Origin of the sequence: Shouchella sp. JSM 1781072 (genome assembly GCF_041949915.1) — a bacterium.
In the GTDB taxonomy this organism is placed as follows: domain Bacteria; phylum Bacillota; class Bacilli; order Bacillales; family Bacillaceae_D; genus Shouchella.
Genome location: NZ_JBHFQE010000002.1, coordinates 621,671 through 647,880 on the forward strand (window position 1 = coordinate 621,671; position 26,210 = coordinate 647,880).

General features: G+C 41.3%; 28 protein-coding genes. 14 read left to right on the plus strand and 14 right to left on the minus strand.

Going from position 1 to position 26,210, the window contains the following annotated elements:
- The 4 genes from hpaB to ACE1TH_RS12750 all read right to left on the minus strand — a co-directional run bounded on the left by hpaB (position 1) and on the right by ACE1TH_RS12750 (position 4,262).
- Complete coding sequence (hpaB, locus tag ACE1TH_RS12735) at positions 1-1,479, minus strand: 4-hydroxyphenylacetate 3-monooxygenase, oxygenase component (protein WP_375079179.1); 1,479 nt, start codon at positions 1,477-1,479, stop codon at positions 1-3.
- Between the two features lie 15 nt (positions 1,480-1,494).
- Positions 1,495-3,009 carry a 5-carboxymethyl-2-hydroxymuconate semialdehyde dehydrogenase gene (gene hpaE, locus ACE1TH_RS12740; protein WP_375079180.1) on the minus strand — a complete coding sequence of 505 codons (1,515 nt, stop codon included), beginning with the start codon at positions 3,007-3,009 and terminating at the stop codon, positions 1,495-1,497.
- A gap of 22 nt (positions 3,010-3,031) precedes the next feature.
- Positions 3,032-3,982, minus strand: a complete 951-nt coding sequence (hpaI, locus tag ACE1TH_RS12745) for a 2,4-dihydroxyhept-2-ene-1,7-dioic acid aldolase (protein WP_375079181.1) — start codon at positions 3,980-3,982, stop codon at positions 3,032-3,034.
- A 121-nt stretch (positions 3,983-4,103) separates the two neighbouring features.
- Entirely contained in the window at positions 4,104-4,262 is a 159-nt protein-coding gene (locus tag ACE1TH_RS12750; RefSeq protein ID WP_255224482.1) for a hypothetical protein, read from the minus strand.
- Positions 4,263-4,485: 223 nt separating this feature from the next.
- Here ACE1TH_RS12750 and ACE1TH_RS12755 point away from each other — a divergent pair, with 223 nt between their 5' ends.
- The 9 genes from ACE1TH_RS12755 to ahpF all read left to right on the plus strand — a co-directional run bounded on the left by ACE1TH_RS12755 (position 4,486) and on the right by ahpF (position 12,809).
- Positions 4,486-5,382 (plus strand): LysR family transcriptional regulator, encoded by an 897-nt coding sequence (locus ACE1TH_RS12755; RefSeq protein ID WP_255224481.1) that lies wholly within the window; start codon positions 4,486-4,488, stop codon positions 5,380-5,382.
- Positions 5,383-5,447: 65 nt separating this feature from the next.
- A complete protein-coding gene (locus ACE1TH_RS12760; protein WP_375079182.1) occupies positions 5,448-6,182 on the plus strand; it encodes a fumarylacetoacetate hydrolase family protein in 735 nt (244 codons plus the stop codon).
- On the plus strand, positions 6,182-6,970 hold the full coding sequence (locus ACE1TH_RS12765; RefSeq protein ID WP_375079183.1) for a fumarylacetoacetate hydrolase family protein: 789 nt from the start codon (positions 6,182-6,184) through the stop codon (positions 6,968-6,970). Before ACE1TH_RS12760 ends, ACE1TH_RS12765 begins: the two co-directional genes overlap by 1 nt.
- Positions 6,951-7,337 (plus strand): 5-carboxymethyl-2-hydroxymuconate Delta-isomerase, encoded by a 387-nt coding sequence (locus ACE1TH_RS12770; RefSeq protein ID WP_375079184.1) that lies wholly within the window; start codon positions 6,951-6,953, stop codon positions 7,335-7,337. The genes ACE1TH_RS12765 and ACE1TH_RS12770 overlap by 20 nt, the downstream gene beginning before the upstream one ends.
- A gap of 27 nt (positions 7,338-7,364) precedes the next feature.
- Positions 7,365-8,402 carry a TRAP transporter substrate-binding protein gene (locus ACE1TH_RS12775; protein ID WP_375079185.1) on the plus strand — a complete coding sequence of 346 codons (1,038 nt, stop codon included), beginning with the start codon at positions 7,365-7,367 and terminating at the stop codon, positions 8,400-8,402.
- Positions 8,399-8,899, plus strand: a complete 501-nt coding sequence (locus ACE1TH_RS12780; RefSeq protein ID WP_099303135.1) for a TRAP transporter small permease — start codon at positions 8,399-8,401, stop codon at positions 8,897-8,899. Before ACE1TH_RS12775 ends, ACE1TH_RS12780 begins: the two co-directional genes overlap by 4 nt.
- Complete coding sequence (locus ACE1TH_RS12785; protein ID WP_375079289.1) at positions 8,896-10,203, plus strand: TRAP transporter large permease; 1,308 nt, start codon at positions 8,896-8,898, stop codon at positions 10,201-10,203. The genes ACE1TH_RS12780 and ACE1TH_RS12785 overlap by 4 nt, the downstream gene beginning before the upstream one ends.
- Positions 10,204-10,701: 498 nt before the next feature.
- Positions 10,702-11,265: an alkyl hydroperoxide reductase subunit C gene (gene ahpC, locus ACE1TH_RS12790; RefSeq protein ID WP_099303139.1), complete on the plus strand. Its 564-nt coding sequence runs from the start codon at positions 10,702-10,704 to the stop codon at positions 11,263-11,265.
- 14 nt (positions 11,266-11,279) lie between these two features.
- Positions 11,280-12,809, plus strand: a complete 1,530-nt coding sequence (gene ahpF, locus ACE1TH_RS12795; protein ID WP_099303141.1) for an alkyl hydroperoxide reductase subunit F — start codon at positions 11,280-11,282, stop codon at positions 12,807-12,809.
- A 44-nt stretch (positions 12,810-12,853) separates the two neighbouring features.
- Here the strand turns inward: ahpF and ACE1TH_RS12800 are convergent, their stop codons facing one another.
- Complete coding sequence (locus tag ACE1TH_RS12800) at positions 12,854-13,717, minus strand: aspartyl/asparaginyl beta-hydroxylase domain-containing protein (RefSeq protein ID WP_375079186.1); 864 nt, start codon at positions 13,715-13,717, stop codon at positions 12,854-12,856.
- 15 nt (positions 13,718-13,732) lie between these two features.
- Positions 13,733-14,491, minus strand: coding sequence for a 3-hydroxybutyrate dehydrogenase (locus ACE1TH_RS12805; RefSeq protein ID WP_375079187.1), 759 nt, complete (start codon positions 14,489-14,491; stop codon positions 13,733-13,735).
- A 196-nt stretch (positions 14,492-14,687) separates the two neighbouring features.
- Here ACE1TH_RS12805 and ACE1TH_RS12810 point away from each other — a divergent pair, with 196 nt between their 5' ends.
- The gene (locus tag ACE1TH_RS12810; protein ID WP_255224475.1) at positions 14,688-15,434 is read left to right on the plus strand and encodes a sulfite exporter TauE/SafE family protein; all 747 of its coding nucleotides are present in this window, start codon (positions 14,688-14,690) and stop codon (positions 15,432-15,434) included.
- Between the two features lie 55 nt (positions 15,435-15,489).
- On the opposite strand, the gene ACE1TH_RS12815 is transcribed toward ACE1TH_RS12810, so the two are convergent.
- The 5 genes from ACE1TH_RS12815 to ACE1TH_RS12835 all read right to left on the minus strand — a co-directional run bounded on the left by ACE1TH_RS12815 (position 15,490) and on the right by ACE1TH_RS12835 (position 21,337).
- On the minus strand, positions 15,490-16,047 hold the full coding sequence (locus ACE1TH_RS12815; protein WP_375079188.1) for a glycoside hydrolase family 73 protein: 558 nt from the start codon (positions 16,045-16,047) through the stop codon (positions 15,490-15,492).
- A gap of 152 nt (positions 16,048-16,199) precedes the next feature.
- Complete coding sequence (gene pdxA / locus ACE1TH_RS12820) at positions 16,200-17,216, minus strand: 4-hydroxythreonine-4-phosphate dehydrogenase PdxA (RefSeq protein WP_375079189.1); 1,017 nt, start codon at positions 17,214-17,216, stop codon at positions 16,200-16,202.
- Complete coding sequence (locus ACE1TH_RS12825) at positions 17,213-18,502, minus strand: four-carbon acid sugar kinase family protein (RefSeq protein WP_255224472.1); 1,290 nt, start codon at positions 18,500-18,502, stop codon at positions 17,213-17,215. Before ACE1TH_RS12825 ends, pdxA begins: the two co-directional genes overlap by 4 nt.
- A gap of 23 nt (positions 18,503-18,525) precedes the next feature.
- The gene (locus ACE1TH_RS12830) at positions 18,526-19,512 is read right to left on the minus strand and encodes a 2-keto-3-deoxygluconate permease (protein ID WP_255224471.1); all 987 of its coding nucleotides are present in this window, start codon (positions 19,510-19,512) and stop codon (positions 18,526-18,528) included.
- A gap of 160 nt (positions 19,513-19,672) precedes the next feature.
- Complete coding sequence (locus tag ACE1TH_RS12835; protein WP_099303157.1) at positions 19,673-21,337, minus strand: sigma-54-dependent transcriptional regulator; 1,665 nt, start codon at positions 21,335-21,337, stop codon at positions 19,673-19,675.
- Between the two features lie 246 nt (positions 21,338-21,583).
- Here ACE1TH_RS12835 and ACE1TH_RS12840 point away from each other — a divergent pair, with 246 nt between their 5' ends.
- The 4 genes from ACE1TH_RS12840 to ACE1TH_RS12855 all read left to right on the plus strand — a co-directional run bounded on the left by ACE1TH_RS12840 (position 21,584) and on the right by ACE1TH_RS12855 (position 24,441).
- A complete protein-coding gene (locus ACE1TH_RS12840; protein ID WP_099303159.1) occupies positions 21,584-22,426 on the plus strand; it encodes a YitT family protein in 843 nt (280 codons plus the stop codon).
- A gap of 131 nt (positions 22,427-22,557) precedes the next feature.
- Positions 22,558-23,298, plus strand: a complete 741-nt coding sequence (locus tag ACE1TH_RS12845) for an anthrax toxin lethal factor-related metalloendopeptidase (protein ID WP_255224470.1) — start codon at positions 22,558-22,560, stop codon at positions 23,296-23,298.
- Between the two features lie 166 nt (positions 23,299-23,464).
- Positions 23,465-24,028: a DUF4256 domain-containing protein gene (locus ACE1TH_RS12850; protein ID WP_375079190.1), complete on the plus strand. Its 564-nt coding sequence runs from the start codon at positions 23,465-23,467 to the stop codon at positions 24,026-24,028.
- 14 nt (positions 24,029-24,042) lie between these two features.
- Positions 24,043-24,441, plus strand: a complete 399-nt coding sequence (locus ACE1TH_RS12855) for a VOC family protein (RefSeq protein ID WP_255224468.1) — start codon at positions 24,043-24,045, stop codon at positions 24,439-24,441.
- Between the two features lie 51 nt (positions 24,442-24,492).
- On the opposite strand, the gene ACE1TH_RS12860 is transcribed toward ACE1TH_RS12855, so the two are convergent.
- From ACE1TH_RS12860 to ACE1TH_RS12870, 3 genes are read right to left on the minus strand one after another with little or no spacing between them, the layout of a single operon-like run.
- Positions 24,493-25,227: a class I SAM-dependent methyltransferase gene (locus tag ACE1TH_RS12860; RefSeq protein ID WP_375079191.1), complete on the minus strand. Its 735-nt coding sequence runs from the start codon at positions 25,225-25,227 to the stop codon at positions 24,493-24,495.
- Complete coding sequence (locus ACE1TH_RS12865; protein WP_375079192.1) at positions 25,221-25,676, minus strand: NUDIX domain-containing protein; 456 nt, start codon at positions 25,674-25,676, stop codon at positions 25,221-25,223. The genes ACE1TH_RS12860 and ACE1TH_RS12865 overlap by 7 nt, the downstream gene beginning before the upstream one ends.
- Positions 25,673-26,203 (minus strand): DinB family protein, encoded by a 531-nt coding sequence (locus tag ACE1TH_RS12870; protein WP_375079193.1) that lies wholly within the window; start codon positions 26,201-26,203, stop codon positions 25,673-25,675. Before ACE1TH_RS12870 ends, ACE1TH_RS12865 begins: the two co-directional genes overlap by 4 nt.
- Positions 26,204-26,210 lie beyond the last annotated feature (7 nt).

The following is a 26,210-nucleotide window of genomic DNA, read 5'->3' on the forward strand; positions in this document are numbered from 1 at the left end:
TTAAGCGCCCCCTACCATTTCCGGTTTTACTCCAGGTATGCTTTTTAAAAATTCGTCAACCTGCCCTTTGTATGACTCTTTTTCAAATTGATCAAAATACGCCATTCCCATTCGAACGGGATCACCAAAGAAATAATACTCATAGTGCATCTGCCGACTGCCAAACGCGCTCATCGTCATATCCCAAGCAAGTCTGAATAATTGTACTTTTTCGTACCCTTCAAGGTTCTTTCCTTGTAAGCCTCTGTGTAAAATCGGTCCGATCTCACTATGATGGAAGTCCGCTTCTGTTGGTATGCCCATTAATCCTGACGCACCTAGCACACGCAAAATTTCATTTAACCTTGGATAAACCCGCGGGTACCAGTTACGCGCTGCATTTAATGCTTCAAAATCAGGTGTCATCGTTCCCCACTGATCCAGTTTTGCGCTTTGCTCCGCTCGATAAAGATGTGACTTCATCGCTTCAAGGGTTAACATGATTTCAGTTCCTTTGTCTTTTACATGTTGGAATCCGTCAATGCCAATCGCGTCCATTAATTTAAGCACAACACCTAATAGAAACTCCGTTTTGACCACGTTTTTTGATACAACTTGATGAGACATATGAACAACCGCATTTGTATCGCGGAACGTTCGATTACAAATGGAAGAATTTCCGCAAACAAAGACTCTATCCCACGGTACAAATACATTCTCAAACGAGACAATTGCGTCTCCTTCTTCAAACTGTGACGACAGCGGATGATCCCAAGCGCTCCTCCCATAATCAAATGATTCACGACTTAGAAATTTAAGCCCTGGTGTATTGTTCGGTAACGCAAACGCAAGGGAATACGGATCATCTTTTTCACCTGCTGGCTTAACCGTTGAGGGGAAGACTAAAATTTCATCTGTGATCCCGCCCTGAGTAGCAAGTAGACGAATGCCATCAACAATAATGCCATCTTTCTGCTTCTCAACTAAATGGAGCGCAACATTCGCATCTTTTTGCTCATGTTGTGCTTTTTCTCGATTTACCTGTGGATGAATGAGTGTATGAGTTAAGCTAATGTCCTGTTCACGAGCAAAGTCATAGTAATTTTTTGCGTTATCTGCAAACCGTTGCTCATCTTCAGCAAACAATTCATTGGAGACACCCATCGCCATTACTTCAGCGTTTAAGTAATCAGGTGAACGCCCCATCATACCTCCGGAAATGCGTGCCCATTCCTGAATTGCTTCACGACGCTTCACGAGATCTTCAATTGTTTTTGGTCGCAGAAACGTCATTCCGACTTGCTCGCCTGTTTGATCGGACGTGTACAACATTTTCTCTTTTTTCTCGTATTGACGATCATATAGTCGCGCCATAGATTGAACGACGTTTTTCGTTGCCGCGTGCTCCGTTACGTCTTCAATTCGCTCTCCATGAATGTAGACATTATTATTTGCTTTTTTCAATCGATCGATATATTGCTGGCCTGTTTTTGCTGGCATGTGGAGCGCCTCCTTTTACTTTTTTCCGAACTGTGGAATGTGATGGTCCCCTAACGCAATATGAATCGCTTTCGGCTCTGTATAAAATTCAAACATCGCATAGTGACCACCTTCGCGACCAATTCCACTCGCCTTCATCCCGCCGAATGGGATTCTTAGATCACGAACATTTTGCGCATTTACCCAAATCATTCCAGCATCTACTGCTTGCGCGACACGGTGTCCTCGCTGAATATCTCTTGTCCACACGTAACCAGCAAGTCCGTACTCTACATCATTTGCCGCATCAATTACTTCTTGCTCGTCTTCAAATTCAATAACGGCTACAACAGGACCAAAGATTTCATCCTGACAAACGCGCATATGATTTTCCGCATTCAACAGTAACGTTGGCGGAACAAAGTTTCCTTCTTGTAAATGAGTCGGCACCGCGCCCTGGTAAACCTCACAACCTTCTTCTTTGGCTAGTTCGATATAGCTGTTTACTTTGTTCATATGGTCTTTGCTAATAAGTGGCCCAAGTTGAGTTGATGAGTCCATCGAATCACCAAGCGTTAAATTGTCTACCCGCTCCTTCATGGCAGCGATAAACGAATCTCTAATGTTCTTATGAAGAAAAACCCGTGAATTTGCCGTACAGCGCTCCCCATTAAACGAGAAAATTCCCCATACCGCTGCATCTAGCGCGCGATCCACATCTGCATCATCAAACACGATTAATGGCGACTTCCCACCAAGCTCCATCGACGTCTTTTTCAACGTATCCGCAGCATTTTTTAGGATCGTCGTACCCGTCGTTGTTTCCCCAGTAAAAGAAATAGCTGCTACATCTTTGTGGGCAACAAGAGCCGCTCCAGCCGTCTCCCCATACCCATGCACCACATTAAAGACGCCAGCTGGTAATCCAGCACGATCGATGACTTCTGCAAGCTTGTTCACCGTTAAAGGCGATAATTCTGCCGGCTTTAAAACAACAGTATTTCCAGTCGCTAAAGCAGGCGCAACTTTCCATGTTTCCAGCATAAACGGCGCATTCCACGGTGTAATCAGACCGACCACACCAATCGGCTTATAGACGGTATAATTTAAAAACGTATCATCAACCGGAAACGATTCTCCGTGGAGCACCGACTGAACCATTCGTGCGTAAAAGCGAAAATTCTCTGCGGCACGAGCAGTCATTTTTTTTGTTTGGCTAATGGGAAGACCCGTATCCAGTGCTTCTAAATGCGCAATTTCCTCGATTTCTTCATCAATTAAATCTGCAATTCGATTGATGTACACCATTCGTTCTTCGACTTTCATCGTTCCCCAAGCATTTTTCATTGCGTGCCGAGCTGCTTCAACCGCTTGTTCAACCTCTCGTTCATCCCCTGAAGCCACTTCATTAATCGGTTCATTTTTAAAAGGATCGATATTTGAAAACATCTCTCCACTATGTGATGAAACAAAGGTGCCATTAATATAGTGCTGGATCGTATCTACTTGAATCTCTTCTCGATTCCACGTGCGCTTCGTTTGTTGTTCCATTATGCTGATACTCCTTCCTTCATTAAGAATGTGACGCAACTTGGACATAATCTGCCAAAACGGTCTTGATCTCCTCTTGCAATGCTTCCGTCGGCAATGCCATTGGCTTACGTAAAACAGGTTCAATCTTGCCCATCATCCCCATCGCTGCTTTTAATGGAGCTGGATTTGTATCTTTGAACAGGACGTCGTTAAGCGGTAGAAGTTCAAAGTGTAAATCGAGCGCCCGCTTCACATCGCCTTTTTCCCAAGCATTGTAAATCTCAGCAACTTTATCAGGGACAATGTTCGCAGTGGCACTAATATGACCAGCTCCACCAATCGCCAGCATCGGATAACAAAGCAGTTCAATGCCTGAATAGAGGAGGAAATCACGCCCGCACTCATGCAGAACACGGTTTACATGTTCGAAATCTTTATTCGACTCTTTCACGCCAATAATGTTGTCACAGTCTCTACTTAACCGAGCCAGCGTTTTAACATCCAAATTCACTGCGGTTCTACCTGGAATGTTGTAAATAATAATCGGAATGTCAACCGCATCCGCAATCAACTTGAAATGATTATACAGCGCGTGTTGTGACGGGCGATTATAGTAAGGAACAATGATTAAAGCCGCGTCAGCACCAAGCTCTTGTGCTTTTTTTGTTAAAAATAATGTCTCGTTATGATTCGTTGACCCTGTGCCCGGAACGAACGGTACACGTCCGTTAATATGCTTGACCGCAGCTTCCATCACTTCAACGCGCTCTTCTACCGTAAGGGAGCTCGGTTCACCTGTTGTACCTGTCACCGATAATGCATGGCTTCCACTCTCAATATGCCAATCAATTAACGAACGAAATGCTTCAAAATCAATGGACTCATCTTCTTTAAATGGTGTAACGACTGGGGCTACAGAACCTCTTAACTTCTTCTTTACGTCTTCATACATATTAATCGCTCCTTTTTTAATAAGAATAAATCTGCTCATAATTAAAAATGTCTTTGAGGAATACTGCTTACATCTCATGAGCCAATTTCGCACGAATTTCAGTTGATCCAATCTTTTTCCTTCGTACTTTCTTCTCTTCAACAATCGATACATCAAATTGCTACTGTCCGTGCTGATATAATTGCTGTGCACCATCAAAGAAACCAAGCACACATACATGAGGTGTTACACGTGTTATGAAAGGATGCTTTTCACCCATTTGAAACTGTTCCAATCGTTCAAACCACATTTTGAATGCGCTTACAAAAATATCTTGCATTTACTGTAGCACGTGGTAAAGTATAGGGAAAATATTGATAAAATATAAAGTTCATACTTTTTTGATATACGAATCAATTTTATAATCCTACATCGTGTCAATATCATAGGTGATTATCTAGAACTTTTAGTATTACATCATCATCGATCGTTCGTTCCTTTCTCTTTAAAAACTCACACATATAGCATTGGACAAAAATGGAAGATTCCAGGAGGGCTTAACGTTGGACTTGAAACGATTGCGTTACTTTCGAGAAATTGCTGAACATGGTCAAATTACAAAGGCAGCAAAAAAACTTCATATGGCACAGCCACCTCTCAGTCAACAACTTCGCCTTTTTGAAGACGAGCTAGGCGTCACGCTTTTTGAACGGACTGGGCGCCGATTATTGCTGACAGAAGCTGGTGAAGCGCTCTATCGAAAGTCCGAACGAATTTTGGAGGAACTTGGAGAAGTAGAGCGAGAAATACGTGAAACGGGAAAAGGGTTAAAAGGAACCTTACGAATTGGTGTGGTCAAATCTTGCTTTGCGTCTCTTCCAAAGCAAATGAATCAGTACCACGCCTCCTATCCAGACGTGACTTTTTCAATAAGAGAAGGCGATACTTATGCGGTTGGCGAGCTTGTAAAGTCAAAAGAAGTCGATATCGGACTTGTACGCTTACCCATTGACCTCCATTTATTCAATACCGTTCATTTAACACGAGAACCGTTTGTTGTCGCCATGTCTGAATCCTTTGCTATTGGCAAAGACAAATCGATTACGTTGGATGAGCTTTCCTCTATCCCTTTGTTGCTGCTACACCGCATTAGCGGAGCAGGACAGTATGAGTTGGTGCTTCAAGCATTTAAAGAAAAAGAAATTCAACCAACCATCTTATGCGAATGTCCTGATGTGACCATTCTTCTTTCTCTCGTTTCAAATGGGATGGGCGCGACCATTGTTCCTGCGTCAACATTACACGCCTTTCACACCCCACATATTCGGACGTTTGACATTGATCAAACAGCGATTTTGGCAGAGTCTGCTCTTATCTGGCTTAAAGATCGCTATCTTTCCAAAGCCGCTATGCACTTTATTGAATTGTTCGCAACTTCTAAACCCGAGAAAGTAATTTAGTAGTTGCGCTCAAAATCATATATGATATCATATACCAAATGATTCGATTAAAGGAGGAGATAAACTTGTCTATACAATCAGCAAGACAGCGGGGTATTGAACTTTACCCAATCCCTAAAGAAATTGCGCCAAATCAAGCTTACGACAATCCCATTACTGGTTCAATTTACGGCATTTTATTAAATGAACGAACATCCTTCGAACAACAAGTGGAAACATTCCATTCAAAGCCGTATGATTCACCACCAGAGGCGCCGATTCTTTATATAAAACCGGAGAATACAAAAGCTGGTCACCTTGAATCTGTCTATTTACCTGAAAGTGAAAAGCATGTCCAAGTAGGCGGTACACTGGGAGTCATAATTGGAAAAACCGCTACTAACGTATCAGCAGAGCACACGCTTGAATATGTAAGCGGATACACAATCGTGAACGATCTCTCCCTACCTCACGATTCTTTTTTTAGACCAGCAGTAAAGTATCGCGCTTTAGATCGATTTAATCCAGCAGGACCGTGGATTGTTTCAAAACAAACCATCCCGAACCCAAACAGTGTGACGATTGTTACAAAAATTAACGATACCGTTGTCGATGAGTGGCATACAAGCAGCCTAATACGTTCAGTTGAGACATTGATTCAAGATGTGACGGATTTTATGACCCTGTCAGAAGGAGACTGTTTACTCGTCGGTACCAAAATCGATCTTCCGCAAGCATCTGTAGACGATACAGTTTCTATTATGATCGAAGAAATCGGTACGCTCACGACAACAATTGCGCGAGAAACGGAGGAAGCATAATGAAAACTGCACGTGTTGCTGCAAATGGTGTCGTCCAAGAAGCGATTGTAAAAAACGGAAAGCTTCACCTTCATAACGGGCAAATCGTTCATGAACAAGATGTCCAATTCCTTCCCCCTGTTGAGCCTGGCACGGTTTTTGTTCTTGGCTTAAATTACGCAGATCATGCAGGAGAGCTATCGTTCAAAGCGCCTGAAGAACCACTTGTGTTTTTAAAAGGACCACATACGTTTGTTGGCCATAATGCACTCACCTATCGTCCTGATTCAGCAGACCATATGCACTATGAATGTGAACTAGCTGTTGTGCTTGGCAAAACAGGCAAACACATTAAACAAGAAGATGCGTACGATTACGTAAAGGGATACACCGTTGCAAACGATTACGCGATTCGAGACTATTTGGAAAACTACTACCGTCCTAATTTAAGAGTGAAAAATCGGGATATGTGCACCCCTATTGGTCCATATTTAGTGGATAAAGATGATGTTAAGAACCCCATGAACTTAACGCTAAAAACTTTTGTAAATGGTCAACTTACTCAAGAAGGTCATACTAAAGATATGATTTTTGATATCCCATTTTTAATTGAGTATTTAAGTTCTTTTATGACACTTCGGGAAAATGACATCATCCTGACCGGGACACCAAAAGGACTTGCGAAGGTATACGCAGGTGATGAAGTTGTAACAGAAGTCGAACAGATTGGTAGACTTGTGAACACAATTGCCGGAGATAAAACTTTTCATCGAAATGAGGCGACAACACATGCCACATCTCATCGTTGAATACACGGCTAATTTAGCGGAGGTCATCGACACAGACATCTTGCTGCCTAAACTTCATGACGTCCTTTTGGCAAAACCTACTCTTTTTCCGATTGGTGGTATCCGCTCTAGAGCGATTCCGTTGCACGCTTATTATGTGGCCGACGGTTCCGAAACGAGTGACGCTTTCGTCCACCTTACATTTAAAATTGGAGCTGGCCGTTCCCAGGAAGAGAAAGAAACAACTTGCCAAGAACTCTTTACGGTATTAACCGATCATTTCGCCAGTGAGTGGAGTAAGCGTGGCATTGCTCTTTCCCTTGAACTAGCGGAATTTGGCGAAGCGGGCACATTAAAGAAAAACAACATTCATGCCCGTTTTAAATAAGAACCAATCCCATAGGGAGGACTTTTTATGAAAAAAAGCTGGTTTGTTCTATCCTCTGCTTCCTTGCTATTCATTGGTGGGTGCGCCACATTCACAGCGAGCGACGAGGTGGAAACCTATTTAATGTTTTCGCATTTCTTCCCTCCTAATCACGAACAAGAAACCGTTGTTGTACAATCCTTTATTGAAGATATCGCTGAGCAAACAGATGGCGACATTCGCATTCGCTCGTTTCCCGGAGGATCTCTTGCGGCACCTGACACCCAATACGATGCGACAGCTACAGGCGCTGTCGACCTTGGTTTAAGTGTTCACAGCTATACACCAGGTCAGTTTCCCCTTTCATCCGTAATGGAACTACCGTTTATGAGTGAAAGTGGATCAGAAGGATCACGGATTCTTTGGCAGTTGTACGAGGAATTCCCTGAAATTCAAGCTGAATATGGAGAAGTGATTCCGCTTTGGCTTTATACATCAGAACCTGGACAGATTTATACAGTTGGTCAACCAATTGAAAGGATGGAAGATTTAGAAGGGTTGCGGATACGCTCTCCCTCTCCAGAAGTGAACGCGTGGTTATCCGCTCTTGGCGCCACACCAGTATCCATGTCGATGAATGAATCCTATGAAGCACTTGATCGGGGCGTCGTGGATGGCATTGTTGGCCCTTGGCACACTTTACTTGACTACAGTCTTTATGAAGTCATCGACTACGCAACCGTTGGCGATTTTTATATGAGCACTTTTTACACCGTTATGAGCGAAAATAGCTGGTCGTCATTAAATGAAGACCAGCAGAATATTTTTAACGAGACCACTGGAGAGCGGATGTCTCTTACTGCTGGTGAGAATTTTGACAAACGTGCACAAGAAGCACAGGTAGCCGCGCAAGATGCGGATGTGATCATTTACGAATTGCCTGAAGATGAGTTAACCCGCTGGCGAACACATATTGACCCAGTCTTTGATCAATGGATCGATCGCATGGAACATCAGGGCCTTCCTGGTCGTCAAGTTTATGAACGCGCGCTTGAGCTGAGTGATGAGGAGGAGATAGACTCGTGAACTTCTTTCGTACAATCGATACCTACCTTCATAAACTCGTTCGGATTCTTCACGGAATTTCTAATATAGCAGTCTGCGTTATGATTCTATGTATCACGATTGATGTGGTCGGTCGATTCTTTTTTAATCAACCACTGGTTGGTGCTTTCGAAATGACTGAGCTCGGGCTCGCCATCGTTGTGTTCTTTTCTTTATCGATGACACATCTCTATGATGAGCACATTTCCATTGATTTTGCAGTCGTTCGGTTACCTGAAAAACTTCAACATATGCTAAAAGCCTTTGTAGAAAGTGCCCTCTTTTTTGTTCTTGTGCTCATGATCTATCAAACTCTATCTTATGGGATGAGACTCTATGAACGAGGTACGACAACAAGTGACTTACTGCTACCAATCTATCCTTTTCTATATTGTATTGCCTTTGCCGCATTGATTTTCTCCCTACTGGTTCTTTCTAACATATGCAAATCAATTCGACAGGCGGTGAGGTCATCATGAGTCCAGAATTAATCGGGCTACTTGCGATGATTGCGTTATTAATTCTGTTTTTACTCCTTATGCCTGTAGCTGTTGCCTTGCTCGTTGTAGGCGTATTTGGCATTGCCGCTATACGGGATTGGAATGCATCTTTTGCTCAGCTAGCAATCTCGCCATTTAATACAGCCACATCCTTTTCCCTTAGCGTCATTCCATTGTTTATCTTTATGGGGATGATTTTATCAAACAGTGGGTTTGGACAAGACCTTTATCGTGCAGTCGATGCTTGGATCGGAAAAATGCGTGGTGGATTAGCGATGACTACTATTGGGACAAGCGCACTATTCTCCTGTATCTCCGGATCGGTTAACGCAACAACGGCGACAATGGCACGCATCTGTTTACCAGAAATGCGTAAATACAACTATGACCCTGGTTTATCAACCGCATGCGTTGCGGCAGGGGGAACTCTCGGAATTCTAATTCCACCTAGTGTCATTTTAATTTTATATGGAGTTTTAACAATGGAAACCGTTGGGAGCCTCCTGATTGCCGGCATCGTACCCGGCATCTTACAAATCTTTTTGTTCATGGCGACCGTGTATCTATTGGTTCGGAGAAACCCAGCATTAGCACCTATTGGAGAAGCAAAGCCTTTTTCTGTAAAACTCCGTTCATTGGGAATGGTCTGGCCCTTTGCAGCATTGTTTTTACTGAGCATTGGCGGCATCTACATCGGAATCTTTACGCCGACTGAAGCAGGGGCCATTGGAGCCTTTGGCGCATTTGTCATTGCGTTGTTTACAAAACGATTAAGCTGGTCCCATTTCACATCGGCTTTAAGTGATACGACTAGACTCACCGCGATGATTTTCTTTATTTTAATTGGCGCGGATGTGTTCAGCAAAATGCTTGCCATGAGCGGTATTCCCACTGCGCTCACATCCTATGTAGGTGGATTAGACCTCTCCCCATACGTCATTTTGATTTTTATCTTAATCGCTTATTTTATTCTAGGTTTATTTTTAGAAGGAATCGCTATTTTCGTTTTGACCTTACCTGTCACCTACCCATTGATTATTGAACTCGGATTTGACGGTGTTTGGTTTGGTGTTATTATGATTCTCGTTATGAATATTGGCCTTGTTACACCACCTCTTGGGATTAGTGTTTACATTATTAGTGGTGTGGCAAAAGACATTCCCATTCAAAAAATTTTTCGTGCGATGGTTCCTATGATTATTGCAATGCTCGTATGTGTTGTGCTTCTCGTTATGTTCCCGCAACTTGCTACGTGGTTGCCAGAACTCATGCGTGGTTCATAGAATTGAAGTGGAACATCCCCCTCTCCAATAACGACTGACATCGTGCAAACGTTTGGAGGGGGTTTTAAATTATCCCTATGCACCCTCCTCCTTATTGAGAAAACCATTATACATTTGAAAAGAACTTGCTCTCTTCAGTTCATTTGCTTTCACGTCAAGAATCTATTCATCATCTCTCCTCCACCCCTTTATTATCAATCTTCATTTACATTAGAGATTACACTACTCATCTATCCTTCTACCAATCTCATTTAAAAACAACCATTCTCAATTAAAAAGAAAGCGCTTACCACATGATCAAGACTGCACCTTGTAAAAACAAACAAAATTCTGTTAAATTTTTATCGAAAAATCCTAAATATAAACAATCTGTGACGTTTAATAAATCTAGTAGAAAGGCATTGACAAAAACAGTTCTTTATTCGATAATCAATACATAATTAGAATTAATATAATTTAAGCATTCACGCTTAAGTTGATTAATAGGAGGAATTGTTCATGTCACTTATCGGTAAACAAGTACAACCATTCACTGCACAAGCATACAAAAACGGAGAATTCGTAGAAGTAACAGACGAATCAATGAAAGGTCAATGGAGCGTTGTTTGTTTCTATCCAGCTGACTTCAGCTTCGTATGCCCAACAGAATTAGAAGATCTTCAAAACCAATACGAAGAATTAAAATCTCTAGGTACAGAAGTATACTCGGTTTCTACAGATACACACTTCGTACACAAAGGTTGGCACGATAGCTCTGAAAAAATTGGTAAAATCACGTACACAATGATCGGTGATCCATCACAAGCGATCTCTCGTGATTTCCAAGTATTAAACGAAGCTTCTGGTCTTGCAGATCGTGGAACATTTATTCTAGATCCAGATGGCGTAATTCAAGCGGTTGAAATCAACGCTGACGGAATTGGCCGTGACGCGAGCACACTTGTAAACAAAATTAAAGCAGCACAATATGTACGTAACAACCCAGGCGAAGTATGTCCAGCTAAATGGGAAGAAGGTACAGAAACACTTACACCAAGCCTTGATCTAGTAGGTAAAATCTAAGGAGTGTTAGAAAGATGGCTCTTGCAGCAGAGATTAAGACACAATTAAACCAGTACATGGCGTTACTGGAAAATGACATTGTTATTAAAGTACATGCTGGCGACGATGATGTTTCAAAAGAAATGATCGAGCTTCTCGATGAATTGTCAGCCATGTCTACAAAAATTACGCTTGAAAAAGCAGCTCTGCCAAGAACGCCAAGCTTTAGTGTAAACCGTGTTGGAGAGGACACCGGCGTCGTATTCGCCGGTGTTCCTTTAGGTCATGAGTTTACATCGCTTGTTTTGGCGTTGCTTCAGGTGAGCGGCAGACCCCCTAAAGTCGATCAATCAGTTATTGATCAGATCAAAGGGATTGAAGGCGAGCATCATTTCGAATCATACATTAGCTTGTCTTGTCACAACTGTCCAGATGTTGTCCAAGCGCTAAATATGATGAGTGTGCTGAACCCGAACATTACGCACACGATGATCGATGGTGCCGCATTTAAACAAGAAGTAGAAGAGAAAGAAATCATGGCTGTTCCAACCGTTTTCATGAACGGTCAACCATTTGGTAGCGGCCGTATGACAACAGAAGAAATGATTGCAAAAATGGGCGTAAGCGTTGATGCAGATGAGCTAACAAGCAAAGACCCATTTGATGTTCTTGTTGTCGGTGGTGGTCCTGCTGGTTCTAGTGCGGCGATTTACGCAGCTCGTAAAGGCATTCGTACCGGTGTTGTAGCAGAACGCTTTGGCGGACAAGTGCTCGACACATTAAGCATCGAAAACTTTATTAGTGTGCCATCTACGGAAGGTCCAAAGCTCGCGGCTAGTTTAGAAGAACACGTAAAAACCTATGATGTTGATGTCATGAATCTTCAAACGGCGAAACGCCTAGAAAAGAAAGATTTGTTTGAAGTGACGCTTGAAAACGATGCGATTTTAAAGGCAAAGACCGTGATTCTATCAACAGGTGCTCGTTGGAGAAACGTGAACGTACCTGGTGAACAAGAATACAAAAACAAAGGTGTGGCGTACTGCCCTCACTGTGATGGTCCTCTTTTTGAAGGAAAAGACGTTGCGGTTATCGGTGGAGGAAACTCCGGGATCGAAGCAGCCATTGACCTAGCAGGGATTGTGAATCACGTGACGGTACTTGAGTTTGCTTCTGAATTGAAAGCAGACAATGTGTTACAAGACCGCGCAAATAGCTTGCCAAACGTAACAATTATTACAAATGCTCAAACAACAGAAATTACAGGTGACTCTCATGTAAACGGCATTTCATACAAAAACCGTGAAACGGAAGACATCCACCATGTTGCTCTACAAGGTGTATTCGTGCAAATTGGTCTCGTGCCTAACACAGAGTGGTTAGACGAAACCGTTGAACGTACTCGCATGGGCGAAATTGTTGTCGATAAGCACGGATCTACCAATATCCCTGGACTGTTTGCGGCAGGAGACTGCACAGACAGCGCGTACAACCAAATCATTATTTCCATGGGCTCAGGCGCAACTGCATCACTTGGTGCGTTTGACTATATGATCCGAAATTAATAAAAAGAGCGACATCCTTTATCATTCTGGATGTCGCTTTTCTATTATAACGTCAAACTTTCTTTGAATGCGCGATTATGGATGAGAAAATCTCTTACACTTTGAGCTTTCTCATATAATTTCTCATCGCCTGTAAGCTGTGCTGCTTCGACAAGCCAGTCGTAGCCTGCCCGGATCGGAATCTGTTGCTCAAAATGAATTTTTGATAAAAGAAACAACACATCTCGAAACGTGTAGTCTGTCAAAATAGTAGCAAATGTTGCTGGCAATTCCTTCTCTAGTTCTACATCAGGCGTCGACAATGTCAATTGATTGATCATTTGCGAAGGCTGGTACTCTTCTTCATTTCGAAAAATGTCTTTTGGATGAAATGGACCATCAAAAGAAAAGTCTAAACATAAGAAAATTCTCGAGTTATTTGAAAAATTTGCAGCTGCATGAATGAGTGCTGCATCGAGATGCCATACTTCCCCTTTCCTCATATTGAACACTTTTTCTTGATCTGAATGTAAGGCATCCTCGTTTGTTTCGAGCGGTACAAATACACGGTAGTACTGTTCAACAGGCTTATCCAGTTCTACAAAGTCACGATGCGGAATGACCATACCATCTATAAGGTTCCGTGTGCGCACCATGATTAGGTTATCAAAACGAAAATGTGTGCTCACAAGTTCTTGAATATACGATAAAGCGTTCCCATACTCTGTAAGTTTTACGTCAGTGCCATGGTCTTGAAACAACGTATCTCCCTTGTCTTCAGATGCATTCCACAAAGAGCAATTTTGCCATATTCCTGAACTAAAGACATCATACTCCTCTTTCATCAACGGAAATGCCTTGTGAATATCTAAATCTTTTCTTAGCCGGTCTTCATTTAGCTGAATTGAACCAATAATCGTCGACGCCATTCTTCATCCTCCTCTTTAAATTGTTGATCCCCCATCAATCACTAATGCATGTCCCGTTATACTTTGCGTGCTTTTAGAAGCTAAATAAAAAGCAACATCAGCAATTTCTTCAGGTTGAATCATGCGCTTCTGTGGAATGGATGGATAAATAACTTTTTCGAGTACCGCCGATTTCTCCACCTTGTTCTGTGTAGCAATATCTTCTAATTGATTCCGCAACAATGGGGTATCGACAACTCCCGGAGCAATACTATTGACCGTTATACCGTTTTCCGCCACTTCTAGAGCGACCGTTTTTGTTAAGCCAACAATGCCATGTTTAGCGGAAACATAGCCTGCTTTCCAAGGGACTCCTTGCAACCCGTTCATCGAAGCTACATTAATAATTCGACCGCTGGACTGCTCTTTCATAATAGGTACAGCATGTTTCATTGTCGTAAAAGGTGCTAAGACCATAACATCTAGCATCTCTCTAAAGATATGCGTAGGAAATTCTTCAATGGAATGAACTTGTTGGAAGCCAGCATTGTTAATAAGAACATCTAATTGATGGTGATTTGTGATTATCTCATCGAACATTGTTTTTACATCTTGCTCATTTGTCACGTCAAGAGCAAACGAATAAACAAGAGTCTCTAATTCATTGACTAAGCGTTCTAGCATGTCTGGCTGTTTATCTACTAAAAGTAATGTATCTCCATCTTGCGCAAAACGTTTTGCCATCGCCTTCCCGATTCCGCTTGCAGCTCCTGTTATCATGATTGTCCGATTCATTCTAAACCTCCTTTAAATCGTTGTGTTTCTATACCCTTAAAGGCAGCTTTTTTTAAAAATTTGCTTATGATGAGACGTTACATGCTTTTCAGGGCAAGATACGTGCTTCAAGATATCAAGCCACTAAAACGGACGAATTTTTGATATAATGTGAGAAGAACGATCAATTACACCATTGGAATGAGTTGATTCATCTATGACACTTCTCATCATTATCTTTTTTGCAGTTTTTATTGGGGCTTTTATACAAGGGGCCACTGGTCTAGGACTAGGTCTCGTGATTACTGCCATTCTTCCCTTTTTCCTTACCGTAAAAGAAACCACGTTGCTCGTCTTATCTCTCTTAATCATTTCCGGCTTAACCGTTACGATTAAATACTACAAACACTTAAAATGGAAAGACATTCTTGGTTTTTTAGCAGTTGTCCTTATTGGTCGCTTCGCTGCATTTTTTATTCTATCTGCATATGGAGACATGGATTTTCTGAAAATATGGCTCGGTGTCGTTCTTTTACTAATTGTCGTTTACCAGCTCGTAAGCGCTAAAAAAATGAAGTCTCTCGGTGAATTAACTCAAAGAAAAAAGCGTATGCTGCAAGTTAGTTTAGGATTTTCTTCTGGATTAATTGGCGGCGTTTTCGGATTAGGAGGACCTTTTCTCGTCATTTATTTCTTACTCTTCTACCCAACGCATAAATTCGCTTATATTGTTAGCGTTCAAGCCGTCACAACTGTTGCCAGTCTTTTTTCTATATCTGTTCATGCACTAAATGGAGATTTCTATCCCACCTTTCTTACATATTTCCTCGTTGGAGTTGCCGCTGTAGTGTTAGGAACAAATTTAGGCTTGCGTTTGTTTGAAAACATTAATGTCAAACTCGTTAAACGAGTTACCATTGTCCTTATTACACTGTCCGCTATTAATATCATCTTGTTTGCTTAGCTAAAAAAAACACTTACGAGAAAGCTCGGTGTTGAGCTCTTCGTAAGTGTTTTGTTTATTTTTTCGTTGCACCACTTTTATTCGCCATGTCATTTAACACGTCACGATCCCACTCTGTTAAATCATATTCGGAAATGATTCGCATGATGTGGTCGACATAAACAGGATCTGTTGCATACCCTCCATCCATTAGCGCTCGTATAAATGCTTCCGGGTCCGTACGACCAAATGCATCGTCATAAAAGTCCACTTCATGTAAGAAATCGCCATAACCACTAACAGATTCTTGCCATGTTTGGAAAACTCGGAACGGTTCATTGGCACGAACCGCTTCCTCTCCATCCCAGTATTCATGGGTAGAAAAACAGCGAACCTCACCAGTCCAAACCGGATCATTGATGGCAACAGGTGTGGAACCTTCTTTTGGGCATTCGGAGTTTCTTGCTTTTAATCCAAAGAAGTTATTTGCTTCATTTGCAATTTGCGAGCGTCCATTATCACTCTCATGCGCCGCTTGCGCTGCAGCAACCGATGGTAAAATCCTATGACTTTCCCACAGTTTGATGATCTCACCTTTGATCATTTCTAAAAAAGCTTCTCTCGTGTCAGACAATGTTTTCTCCTCCTCATTGTATGAATGCTAAATTCCTTCTCCATTCGTTTTCAAGGGGGATGCTTGAGCTACGTCATCGTTCTATAAACCCTTACCTTTTTCCCTTATTTATGAAACAAAAAATAACCTCCAAAAATGGAGGTTATTCGACATTAGGTTGTTTCATCCCATATAGGTGCAAGCTCACTCGCAGACTGAATCGCCACGACCATACTTTTTTCATCGGCAATGTTCTTTCCAGCAATATCAAAAGCAGTACCGTGATCAACAGACGTACGAATGATGCCGCCTTTTAACCCAACGGTAATATTGACACCTTCTTCAATTCCCATTACTTTAATCGGCGCATGACCTTGATCGTGGTAACACGCAACAACGATATCAAAATCGCCGCGTCCTGCTCGGAAGAAAAGCGTGTCGGCTGGATATGGACCTTCAACATGGATACCTTCTGCTTGCGCTCGTTGGATACCAGGAAGTAACTTTTCTTCTTCTTCCCCATTTCCAAACAGGCCATTTTCCCCCGCATGAGGGTTAATGCCGCAAACCGCTACTCTCGGGCTTTCAATGCCAGCGTTTTTCAACGTCTCATGGGCCAATTTCACAACGGTATAAGTCCGCTCTGGTGTGATACTTTCAATCGCTTTAATTAATCCAACGTGAGTGGTTAAGTGAATCACACGCAAATTTGGCGTTGTGAGCATCATCGAGTAATCTTCTGTGTTTGTTAACGTAGCAAGAATCTCCGTATGACCCGGATAAAGGTGCCCGCCTTTGTGGAGTGCTTCTTTATTAAGTGGAGCTGTACATATCGAATTGATTTTGTGCTCTTGCGCAAGTGAAACAGCTTTTGCAAGATACTGATACGCCGCATCTCCAACGACAGCTGCCACTTCTCCGAATGCTGTGTCTTCTGGCAATAAATTTAGATCAATGATGTCAATTGTGCCAGGACTGAACTCAGCTTGCTCAGGTTCACTCACGATCTTTAGCCTAGCAGAAACACCTGTAATGCGAATCGCTTTTTCAATGATTTTCGCATCCCCGATTACAAGAGGACGGCATTCCTCGTACACAGCGCTACGACTAAGTGCTTTGACAATAATTTCTGGTCCAATTCCTGCTGCATCACCCATTGTAATCCCAACGATTGGCTTTACGTTATTCATTTTTTCTCACCCTTTAACTTATCAATTGAATCAATTAAAACATGCTCTTTTCCAAATCCACCTGCTTTTGTTATGGCGAACAGGCCTTTTACACCTATAAACGTGGAGATTGGTACGCCTACTTCAAGCTCATCGTATAGTTGGAATCCCGTCACTCGCCAGTGCTCACAAATTTTCTTCGCGGTATCTCCGCCGGTCATGACCACGCCTTGAAAGAGTTTTGCTTTTAGTAGTCTTGCTGAAATCTCGCCCATCATGTGAACAATTTCGCTACTCGTTTCCGAATACGTGTATCCATGCAAGTTGCCGACCCGACGCGCATGTTCAATATCGCTTTTCTCTCCTGCTGAGTAAAGAACAACGTCATGGCCTTCAAACGCTAACTTTTTCGCTGTACAGTAAACACGTTCAATTTCGGTTTGTCGAGTCTTATCATCCGAAACTGCTTTATAAGATGCGACTTCAATCGCTTCTATTTTTTTATTCTCTAGCAGTTGATGTAGCTGCTTTCGCGATTGAACATTCACGCTACCTACTACCGTTAAAATCGCTTTTTTTCGATCTGTGATTTGGAAATCAATTGCTTTTTTTTCTAAGCCATAATGTGCTGGTAAATGATTCGCTAATCCAGCCGAGCCAACGAGTCCCACTTTAAAAGGCGTACGTTTTACTTCTTTTAATAGAAGTTGAAGGTCTTTATCCGTTTCTGAATCTATCACAATATAAACCGTTTGATCTTCCTTAAACTGATTTAATTTGTCGTGAAACAAACTGGAATCACGTAATTCTGATGTTGTGATGAGACCAACTTCTGTACGTAGTTGTTCGCCTAATAGTGTTGGCAAATGAGATTCTAACACCGGAGTAACTGGGTCATTCGCAATTTCTGTTTCGGATAATTTTCTTCCGTTTAAATAATGGTGTCCGTCAACCACCGTTCGCCCATTTGTTGGATAGCCCGGAGCGACAATAATAAAGTCCTGCTTGTACTCTTTTTGAAGACCAAGTAATTCAGCACCCACATTGCCACGCATGGTCGAATCAATTTTTTTGTATATGGTTGTGACCCCTTGTTTCAATAAAAATTTCGTCACGCTCGACACAGCTGCTTCTGCTTCATGCGAACGAATGGCGCGACTATCTGTATCAAACACAACTGCATCGTTATCCCCAAGATAACGCTTATCTTCTTTAAAAAAGACCGCTGTCTTTAAGCCATACTTCGCTAATTGAACGCCGCTATCGTTAGCTCCTGTTAAGTCGTCAGCGATGATTGCTAAATTCATAGTTCCTCTCCTTCAACGATCCCCTACATGGTTGCGTTTATTTCATTTATAGGCTTACCTGTTTTCTTTTCCAGTCGCCGTGCTAAAATCCCAATAAAGATCGGGAGTAATATAGCGGTGGTCACGACACTTGCCGCAACTTGCACCGTAGCAATTTCAGCCATTGGCATAAAAGATGCATTCGCTGTTGCAATCGCCATTGGTGTGCCAACTGCATTTCCTGCTGTAGATCCTTCTGCTGATCCGACAATTGGATTCCAGCCGATCCATTTAAACACAAAATAGCCAATTCCACCAGTAAGTAAGACTGTTAATACACCTAATAAGATTCCACTAATGCCACCTTGAATAATGGCTGTAAAGTTAATACCCATACCGAGTGAAAACGCAAAGAACGGTACAAGCTTGTCGCTACCTTTATATAAAAAGTCACCCATATCTTTATCAATGTTTCCAATTGCAATTCCAATTAATAACGGAAGCAATACAGCGACAAAGTCAATTGGTGAGAACATCCCTTGCGCGAAACCCATCGTCCCAAAGATTGCTAACGCTACCATTGTTAAAAATGGACCATCACTTAATGCCAAAAATGGATAGGCCGCTTTATCGTCTTCTTTTCCATACTGACCTGCCAAAGCTATATAAAGTCCGCCATTCGAATTCGTCATTGCGGCAATAATTGCAATAGGCGCTAATCCTAGAAATAAACCATTTGAATCTGCAAGAATAATCGCAAGTAACCCAACTCCTGCGCCAATCCCCCATTTAAATGAAAGCAACGTTAATCCTTTTTTCACTGATGTTCCAGCTGTTTTAAAGGTAATTTGCGTTCCTGCTATTAATAAAAATAAGGCAATAAGCGCACTTGAACTGTTTACGAATAAAGCCTCCGTGAAGCCCCCAATTCTTAATGCATTCGGAAAAAATGTATTGATTGTTGCTGCTAACAGTAGTGGCACAACCATCATGCCCCCTGGCACTCGGTCCAAAAAAGCTTTGATTTTCATAATGTTTCTCCCCCTCATATTGAAACGCTTTCACTTATAAGTTACTTGAATCATAAAAGATAACGATCAATAATGCAACACTTTTTATTCAATAAATCTACAATAATAATAAATTGTTTAATAATGCAACACATTAGATAGAAAGAAAAACCTAAAGACCTTACTCTTTAAGTTTTCTCCATAATGTGGCCCGATTAATCCCTAATCGCTTTGCTGCCTGGGTTTGATTTTGGTTTTCTTCTTTTAACACTTGTTCAATAATCGCTTTCTCCATCTCTTTTAACGTTCCTTGAATGGGGAAATCATTCTTTTCATCATGCGTCCGTTCAGTAGCTTGGACGAGCGCTTCTTTACTTAATAAATAGTCTCTTTCATCTAATGTCGCTTTTTTTACAAGCTGACGTAAACTCTTAATGTGATGTTTGTACGAAATCCCTTCTAAATAATGAAGGGCATCTTCAGCGATTCTCACTGGTCTTGTCCCATATTTTTGATGATAGTCTGATAAAAAATATGTAGCTAAATCGCTAATATCTTCCACTCGATCTGCTAATCTCGGTAAGTGGACATGTCTCATCTTTAATTCTTCCAGTCGCTCTTCGTCCCATTTTTCCTCGCTATGCACAATTAAACGGTTTCCATGTTGTTCGCTTTTTGATACACAGACGGATACGAGATCTTCATGTTTAGCAGGATGAACATTTTCTACTACAATCGTTTTCGGGTCGACTGTCCAAATGCGATCGATCTCTGCTAATTCAAACACTTCAGCATCAATGATGAGGTATAAGTCATCCCTATTTTCAAGAACATGAAGTTGCTTAGACAAAAAGCTTTTCCCTGTGCCTTTTTCACCAGTTAACAAAAGATGCGAGTTTTCCCGAAAAAGATGTTGCAACATCCGAAATCGATTTGCTGAAGAAACCGTTGAAAGCGCAATAGGCTCCTTATTTAAGACTGATTTTTCAATGACCCCTGTTATATTTAGCCCGTGCTTTAACCAGTTGAATGTATAAACTTTGTAATGGCCATCAATCAGTTGACCTTTTACTTGAATTCGTCCTATGTCTTTTGTGTACGTTTCTTTTACTTCTTTTTTTATTGCTAAACTTGTATGAAGCAACGCCCACTCAGAAGAGTCTAATGGGTCGTGAAAATCTTCAAAGTGTTTATAAATAAATGCATCATCTTCATCAAACATAACAATATTTCGATATTCATCAATTAGTAACGTTTTCATCACTTTATTGATCGTTGTTTGCTGGGAAATGGTGCGCAACAAATGAATGGCTTCTTCTATGGATCGCGCAACGGATTCTTTTCCAGATTGCAGCAACATTCCTTTTAATCCTACTTCTTGAGATGTATTCACTGTAATAACATCCCCTAAGACGTGATTATAACCCGCTTGTTTTAGCTTTATTAACAAAGGCGCTACTTCACTAGCTGCGTTTACTGTATAGACGTTAATTGGTAAATTTAATAATTTTATGATGGATGAAGCGCCAGCTGTAATATTTTGAAAGCCTACTACGGCTGTCTTTTCATTTAATTTGCTTGCCAGTGTTAGTGACCGTGTCAAGTCGTAGCCAGAAAGCTGAATATCAATGACCGGTACAGATACAGCTTTCTTAATTAACTTCGCCGTCCCGCCTCGACTAATGATAAGATCGACACCTTCCCCTTCTTTTGTCAGTGCCGTTTCAACACCCTTCTTTAAATCTCCAACCGAATGCGTAATGGCAACGGATGGAAAAAGCGGGATACAGTCGCTAAGAACTGGTACCATCGCAGAATAAGGTGCAACAATATGAATATGGAACAAGGTCAATCCGCTCCTTAATCTGTATCAATTTTTATTACTATTGAATCACACTCACTTTAGAATTGATAGGTCACATCTCTCCAAAAAGCGATTTACGATAACTTATGCAGGTTTTTTAAGGATAAACGTAACAAAACGTACAAAATCTAAAAACAATGTTGAATCTAGACGAACATTCGTATATATTAAGAAATTGGTGAATCAACGCACATTTTAGTTGAACTATAGAATTGAGGTTTGTTTTATATGAAACAAGTTTCTGAATTAAGGTCTTATTCTTTAATCATTCTAGGCACATTTATTGTTGCACTAGCTTTTAACCTATTTATGCTTCCAGCTAGCCTAGCTGCTGGTGGGGTAAGCGGGATTAGCATTATTTTAAACGATATGTACGGATTTACGCCTGCAATCGTCCAATTAGTTATTAACGTACCGCTGTTTTTTGTCGGTTACGCTATTCTTGGAAAAAGTTTTAGCGCCAAAACATTAGTTGGCACGTTTATTTTACCTGTGTTTATTTGGTTAACGTCTTTTAAAACGTTTTCTGTTACAGATCCTTTCCTTGCATCCGTTTACGGTGGCATTCTTTTCGGCGTTGGTCTTGGACTCGTATTTAAAGGGAATGGTTCTACTGGCGGAACAACGATTATTAGTCAAATCATGAGAAAGTACTTTAACGTTTCAAGTGGATTTGCGCAGCTCATCATTGATGGGGTTATTGTTGTAGCAGCTATGATTGTGTTTAATTTAGAACTCGCACTTTATGCAATGGTCGCACTATTCATCGGCAGTAAAGTCATTGATTTTGTCCTATTACGGTCGACCAATTCAAAACTTGTCTTAATCATTACAGAACATGACCAGTTTGTAACCGATATGATCTATAACGAAATTGATCGAGGCGTAACAAAAGTTTGGTCTGAAGGAGGCTATTCAAAAACGAGAAAATCGTTATTGTTTACCGTCGTCGACCAAGCAGAAGCCGTCTATTTAAAAGAATTAATCCAAGCGCAAGATGCGAATTCTTTCGTCGTCTTTCTAAGTGCATCTGAAATTATCGGGAAAGGCTTCTCCTTGCCAAAAAGTTAACTCCTACACACCTTTTTCCACAATGGACAAAGGTGTTTTTGTTAGTGGAGAGAATGTATCTAGTAATAATCCTTTTTCACTTCCATAAGATGGGGTATTACAGTTCTTAAACACTGAAAAGGAGGGCTAGCATGATGTCTAAATTTAAAGACTCACTTGTTCCTGTTACAGCTTTTGTGATGTTTGCAACTTTTTTTGACCCAACACCTACTTCAGCTGCAGAAGATTTCACACATAATCATTCGTTTGTCTCTCCATCTCACCAAGAGCTCATAGAAGTACGAGCCTATCACGAGCATTACAATCAAGTAGAAGCTCAAGCTATGATTGACCGAATCGGAAAAATGGATCAACGCTTGATTGAGCCTGCACTACATGCTGGTGTCTCGCTCATTTTAATGGATTTCCCATTAACAGATTTACCTGAATGGGCACATTTAAGAGGTGTTGTCCCGCGCGGATGGGAAAACACCGGATTAACGTGGGATGACGTTCCTGGAGTAGGAGGGCTTCATTCTGCTGCTCGTATTGGCTACAGCAACGCTGGAATGGGTCACTCAACGATTAATTTAGAACTTCACGAGTTTAGCCATGCGATTGACTTTTATGCCGCTGATGAGCAAATCAGTTTAACGGAAACGTTTTTATCTATTCACGAAAAAGAATATGCGGCCCTTTTTCATGACCATAACACCTTTTACTATTTTGCTTATCCCGAGGAGTACCTTGCTGAAGCGATGGCTTACTATTATCTAAGTGATGAAATGCAAACATTCCTTCGTAACCGTGCACCACAAACGTATCAGTTTATTGAAACATTGCCTCAATACATTGACAGCCTGAATGAAAACACCTTCTCCCTCTCTCACTAAGCCTAAAGGTAAATTACACTTTAGGCTTTTTTATTTAGGAAACTAATCGACGTACTGCTTATCTTTTTCACATGCAATGTTCATCCAACCAGTTATGAAAGTTGACAGGATCGTTTAAACTAGAGATAGTTATGGAAACGCAGCACCCCATTTGGAGGTAGCATACATGCAAAATGAGCTTTCAGTAAGCGAAACGGAAGAGATTTTAAATCGATTGGAAGAACGCTTTCATGATAATAAGAACCGGCATGAAGGAATAGAATGGGAAGGCGTGCAATCGACATTACGTTCCCAACCAAGTAAGTTATGGTCAGTAAATGAAATGGAGAAAACAGGAGGAGAACCTGATATCGTGCTTGTAGACCCTGAACAAAACAAGTACATGTTTATTGATTGCTCAAAGGAAACCCCAGCCGGTCGCAGGAGCACTTGTTATGATTTAGAAGCACTAGAATCACGTAAAAAGAATAAGCCCTCACACAATGCCGTGGAAATGGCGGCAGCTATGGGGGTTACACTACTCACTGAACAGCAGTATCGTACATTGCAACAGTACGGAGAATTTGATTTAAAAACATCAAGCTGGATTCAAACCCCCATGGCCATTCGCGAACGTGGAGGTACGCTTTTTTGCGATTATCGATATGGACATACCTTCGTTTATCATAACGGCGCATCCTCTTATTATAGCGCGAGAGGATTTCGTGCCGCACTGACGATAGAAGTATAGAGGAGTTGAAAACAATGAAAGACGTTACACCTTTTTTAATGTTTCAAAACGGCGATGCTGAAGAGGCAATGAACTTCTACACATCCCTCATTGAGGATTCTGAGATTAAAGAGATTGCTCGGTATGATGAAAATGGACCAGGAAAAGAAGGAACCGTCATTCAAGCGCGTTTTTCTTTAAATGGACAAGAATTCATGTGTATCGATAGTCACGTTCGCCATGCGTTTGAATTTACGCCTTCCCTTTCAATTTTTCTCACCTGTGAGACAGAGAAAGAAATTGATCATCTTTACCAAGCTTTGTTGAAAGACGGGGAGGCACTCATGCCGATTGACAACTATGGTTTTAGCAAGAAATTCGGTTGGGTCAATGATAAATACGGGGTGTCTTGGCAATTAAGTTTGCCAGAATAGGCACACCAGAAAAGATAGGATTTGTTTACAAATCCTATCGGAGCATCATGTTTATTCATGCCAACCATCACCTTGTGGCATTTCATTTTTCACGACTAGCGTGATGGCGTTTGTCGTAAGTCGCACCTCTTTTTGTTCTTGTAAAATGTTAAACGAAAGTGGTTTTACGGTTTGAGTAAGAACATTCCAGTTCCTATAGGTTTTGTTGAGAAGGTTCTCCATGTTCTTTGTCGGTAGGTTAACTTCGATGGACGCTTCTATGCGCTGATTTGTTTCAACGCATCGTTCTTCTACGTTTGAATTCACAATTAAACTATGAACGCCGCCCTTCTTAGTGGCTCGCTTCATCTTTTCTAAAACCCCCGTCAACGCTTGAACGGAAGAAACATGTTCTAGCGCAGATATTGCCACGATCCATTGGAAATGGTTTTCCGGAAACGAGTACGCTGCAATGTCTGATTTTACAGGTTGTATGGCGTGTTCAATCCCGTATGTTCGGCTATACCGTTCCAGTTTCGTTAAAGCTGAATCAAGCAAATCGACACAAACAACTTTCCCATGATTCTTTTGAATCTCAGATGCAATTGGAATACTATTTCTTCCAACGCCGCACCCTAAATCTAGAACACGCACATTCGGAATGTCTAAAAAAGAAGTGAGTGTGCCTTTAATCATGCTGACCGGCTTATGTAACCAACTCCCTTCTTCAAATAGAACGTGATGATCGTATACGTAATCATGATAAACCTTCTCAGATTTTCTAATTTGTTCAACCCTATTCAACATTCATCCCCCAAGACATATTTCTGGAAAAATTGCTTCGTCTCATCATGAGCTAAGTAATCCATTAGTTCGTCTGGCCAAACGGCTTTCAGCTTACTAATTTCCTTATCTTTAGGTGTCAAATCTTCTAGGTCACCTGTAAACTCCACCAAAAAAACTGTTGTTTCTTGTGTTTCAAATCCGATTCTCTTTTTGACCTCTGGTGGAAAGGCAAAGGTTAGCTTTTCACGAAACAGGTCTCTTAGAATAAATGCTTTCGAACCCGTCTCTTCATAAAGCTCACGCAAAACAGCCGCTTCCAACGATTCATCCTCATTTTCAACGCCACCTTTGACGATATCCCATTCGTCTTCAATACGTTCTTTTCCATCCTTCGTATTTTGCCAAGACTTGCATACTAATACATACGCGTCCTTCGTTACGACGATGGCACCAACTGCTTGTCTAATCAATTTTGTAACGCTTCCGCAAAGTCTGCTCTTAAGCGATTTATATGAGCTTGATGGTATCTACTATGGTCAGACATATGCCACAAACCCCATCGAATGGTGGCCTTTTCGCCATTTTCATAAGGAACAACACGCTCTAGTTCTTTATCCGTAAACCGCTCACATTCTTTTTTTAACATCGTTATAATCATTCTATAATCTTCAAGCAAGTCACGTTTCGGTACCTTTTGTACGTTTGGTAATTTACCGTTTAAATCTGTCATTGGTCCAAGCCTTTGTTCGTATTCTGCCGGAATAGGTTGGCCCTTTAGTCGAAAAACCCAACATAAGTCAACGTATGCTAGATGTCGAATGAGCTGAGCTATACTATTTTCCTTATTTCCAAGACCTTTGAAATCCATTTCATCTTGTACAATAGTATGTAGACTTGCTTGTAAACGTAAGAAATTCTCTTCCACCATTGAATAAAACAACTGAACCGTTGCACTCATTTCCCCGCCCGTATGTAAGTCGTTTATCGTTTTTGACATTTCTACA

Coding starts and splice junctions, on each gene's coding strand:
- pdxA (WP_375079189.1), bottom strand. CDS start 17,216: ATGAATAACGTAAAGCCAATCGTTGGGATTACAATGGGTGATGCAGCA.
- ACE1TH_RS12805 (WP_375079187.1), bottom strand. CDS start 14,491: ATGAATCGGACAATCATGATAACAGGAGCTGCAAGCGGAATCGGGAAG.
- hpaB (WP_375079179.1), bottom strand. CDS start 1,479: ATGCCAGCAAAAACAGGCCAGCAATATATCGATCGATTGAAAAAAGCA.
- ACE1TH_RS12785 (WP_375079289.1), top strand. CDS start 8,896: ATGAGTCCAGAATTAATCGGGCTACTTGCGATGATTGCGTTATTAATT.
- ACE1TH_RS12830 (WP_255224471.1), bottom strand. CDS start 19,512: ATGAAAATCAAAGCTTTTTTGGACCGAGTGCCAGGGGGCATGATGGTT.
- ACE1TH_RS12840 (WP_099303159.1), top strand. CDS start 21,584: ATGAAACAAGTTTCTGAATTAAGGTCTTATTCTTTAATCATTCTAGGC.
- ahpF (WP_099303141.1), top strand. CDS start 11,280: ATGGCTCTTGCAGCAGAGATTAAGACACAATTAAACCAGTACATGGCG.
- ACE1TH_RS12770 (WP_375079184.1), top strand. CDS start 6,951: ATGCCACATCTCATCGTTGAATACACGGCTAATTTAGCGGAGGTCATC.
- ACE1TH_RS12810 (WP_255224475.1), top strand. CDS start 14,688: ATGACACTTCTCATCATTATCTTTTTTGCAGTTTTTATTGGGGCTTTT.
- ahpC (WP_099303139.1), top strand. CDS start 10,702: ATGTCACTTATCGGTAAACAAGTACAACCATTCACTGCACAAGCATAC.
- ACE1TH_RS12850 (WP_375079190.1), top strand. CDS start 23,465: ATGCAAAATGAGCTTTCAGTAAGCGAAACGGAAGAGATTTTAAATCGA.
- ACE1TH_RS12765 (WP_375079183.1), top strand. CDS start 6,182: ATGAAAACTGCACGTGTTGCTGCAAATGGTGTCGTCCAAGAAGCGATT.
- ACE1TH_RS12750 (WP_255224482.1), bottom strand. CDS start 4,262: ATGCAAGATATTTTTGTAAGCGCATTCAAAATGTGGTTTGAACGATTG.
- ACE1TH_RS12800 (WP_375079186.1), bottom strand. CDS start 13,717: ATGGCGTCGACGATTATTGGTTCAATTCAGCTAAATGAAGACCGGCTA.
- hpaI (WP_375079181.1), bottom strand. CDS start 3,982: ATGAGCAGATTTATTCTTATTAAAAAAGGAGCGATTAATATGTATGAA.
- ACE1TH_RS12845 (WP_255224470.1), top strand. CDS start 22,558: ATGATGTCTAAATTTAAAGACTCACTTGTTCCTGTTACAGCTTTTGTG.
- ACE1TH_RS12860 (WP_375079191.1), bottom strand. CDS start 25,227: ATGTTGAATAGGGTTGAACAAATTAGAAAATCTGAGAAGGTTTATCAT.
- ACE1TH_RS12870 (WP_375079193.1), bottom strand. CDS start 26,203: ATGTCAAAAACGATAAACGACTTACATACGGGCGGGGAAATGAGTGCA.
- ACE1TH_RS12855 (WP_255224468.1), top strand. CDS start 24,043: ATGAAAGACGTTACACCTTTTTTAATGTTTCAAAACGGCGATGCTGAA.
- ACE1TH_RS12825 (WP_255224472.1), bottom strand. CDS start 18,502: ATGAATTTAGCAATCATCGCTGACGACTTAACAGGAGCTAACGATAGC.
- hpaE (WP_375079180.1), bottom strand. CDS start 3,009: ATGGAACAACAAACGAAGCGCACGTGGAATCGAGAAGAGATTCAAGTA.
- ACE1TH_RS12775 (WP_375079185.1), top strand. CDS start 7,365: ATGAAAAAAAGCTGGTTTGTTCTATCCTCTGCTTCCTTGCTATTCATT.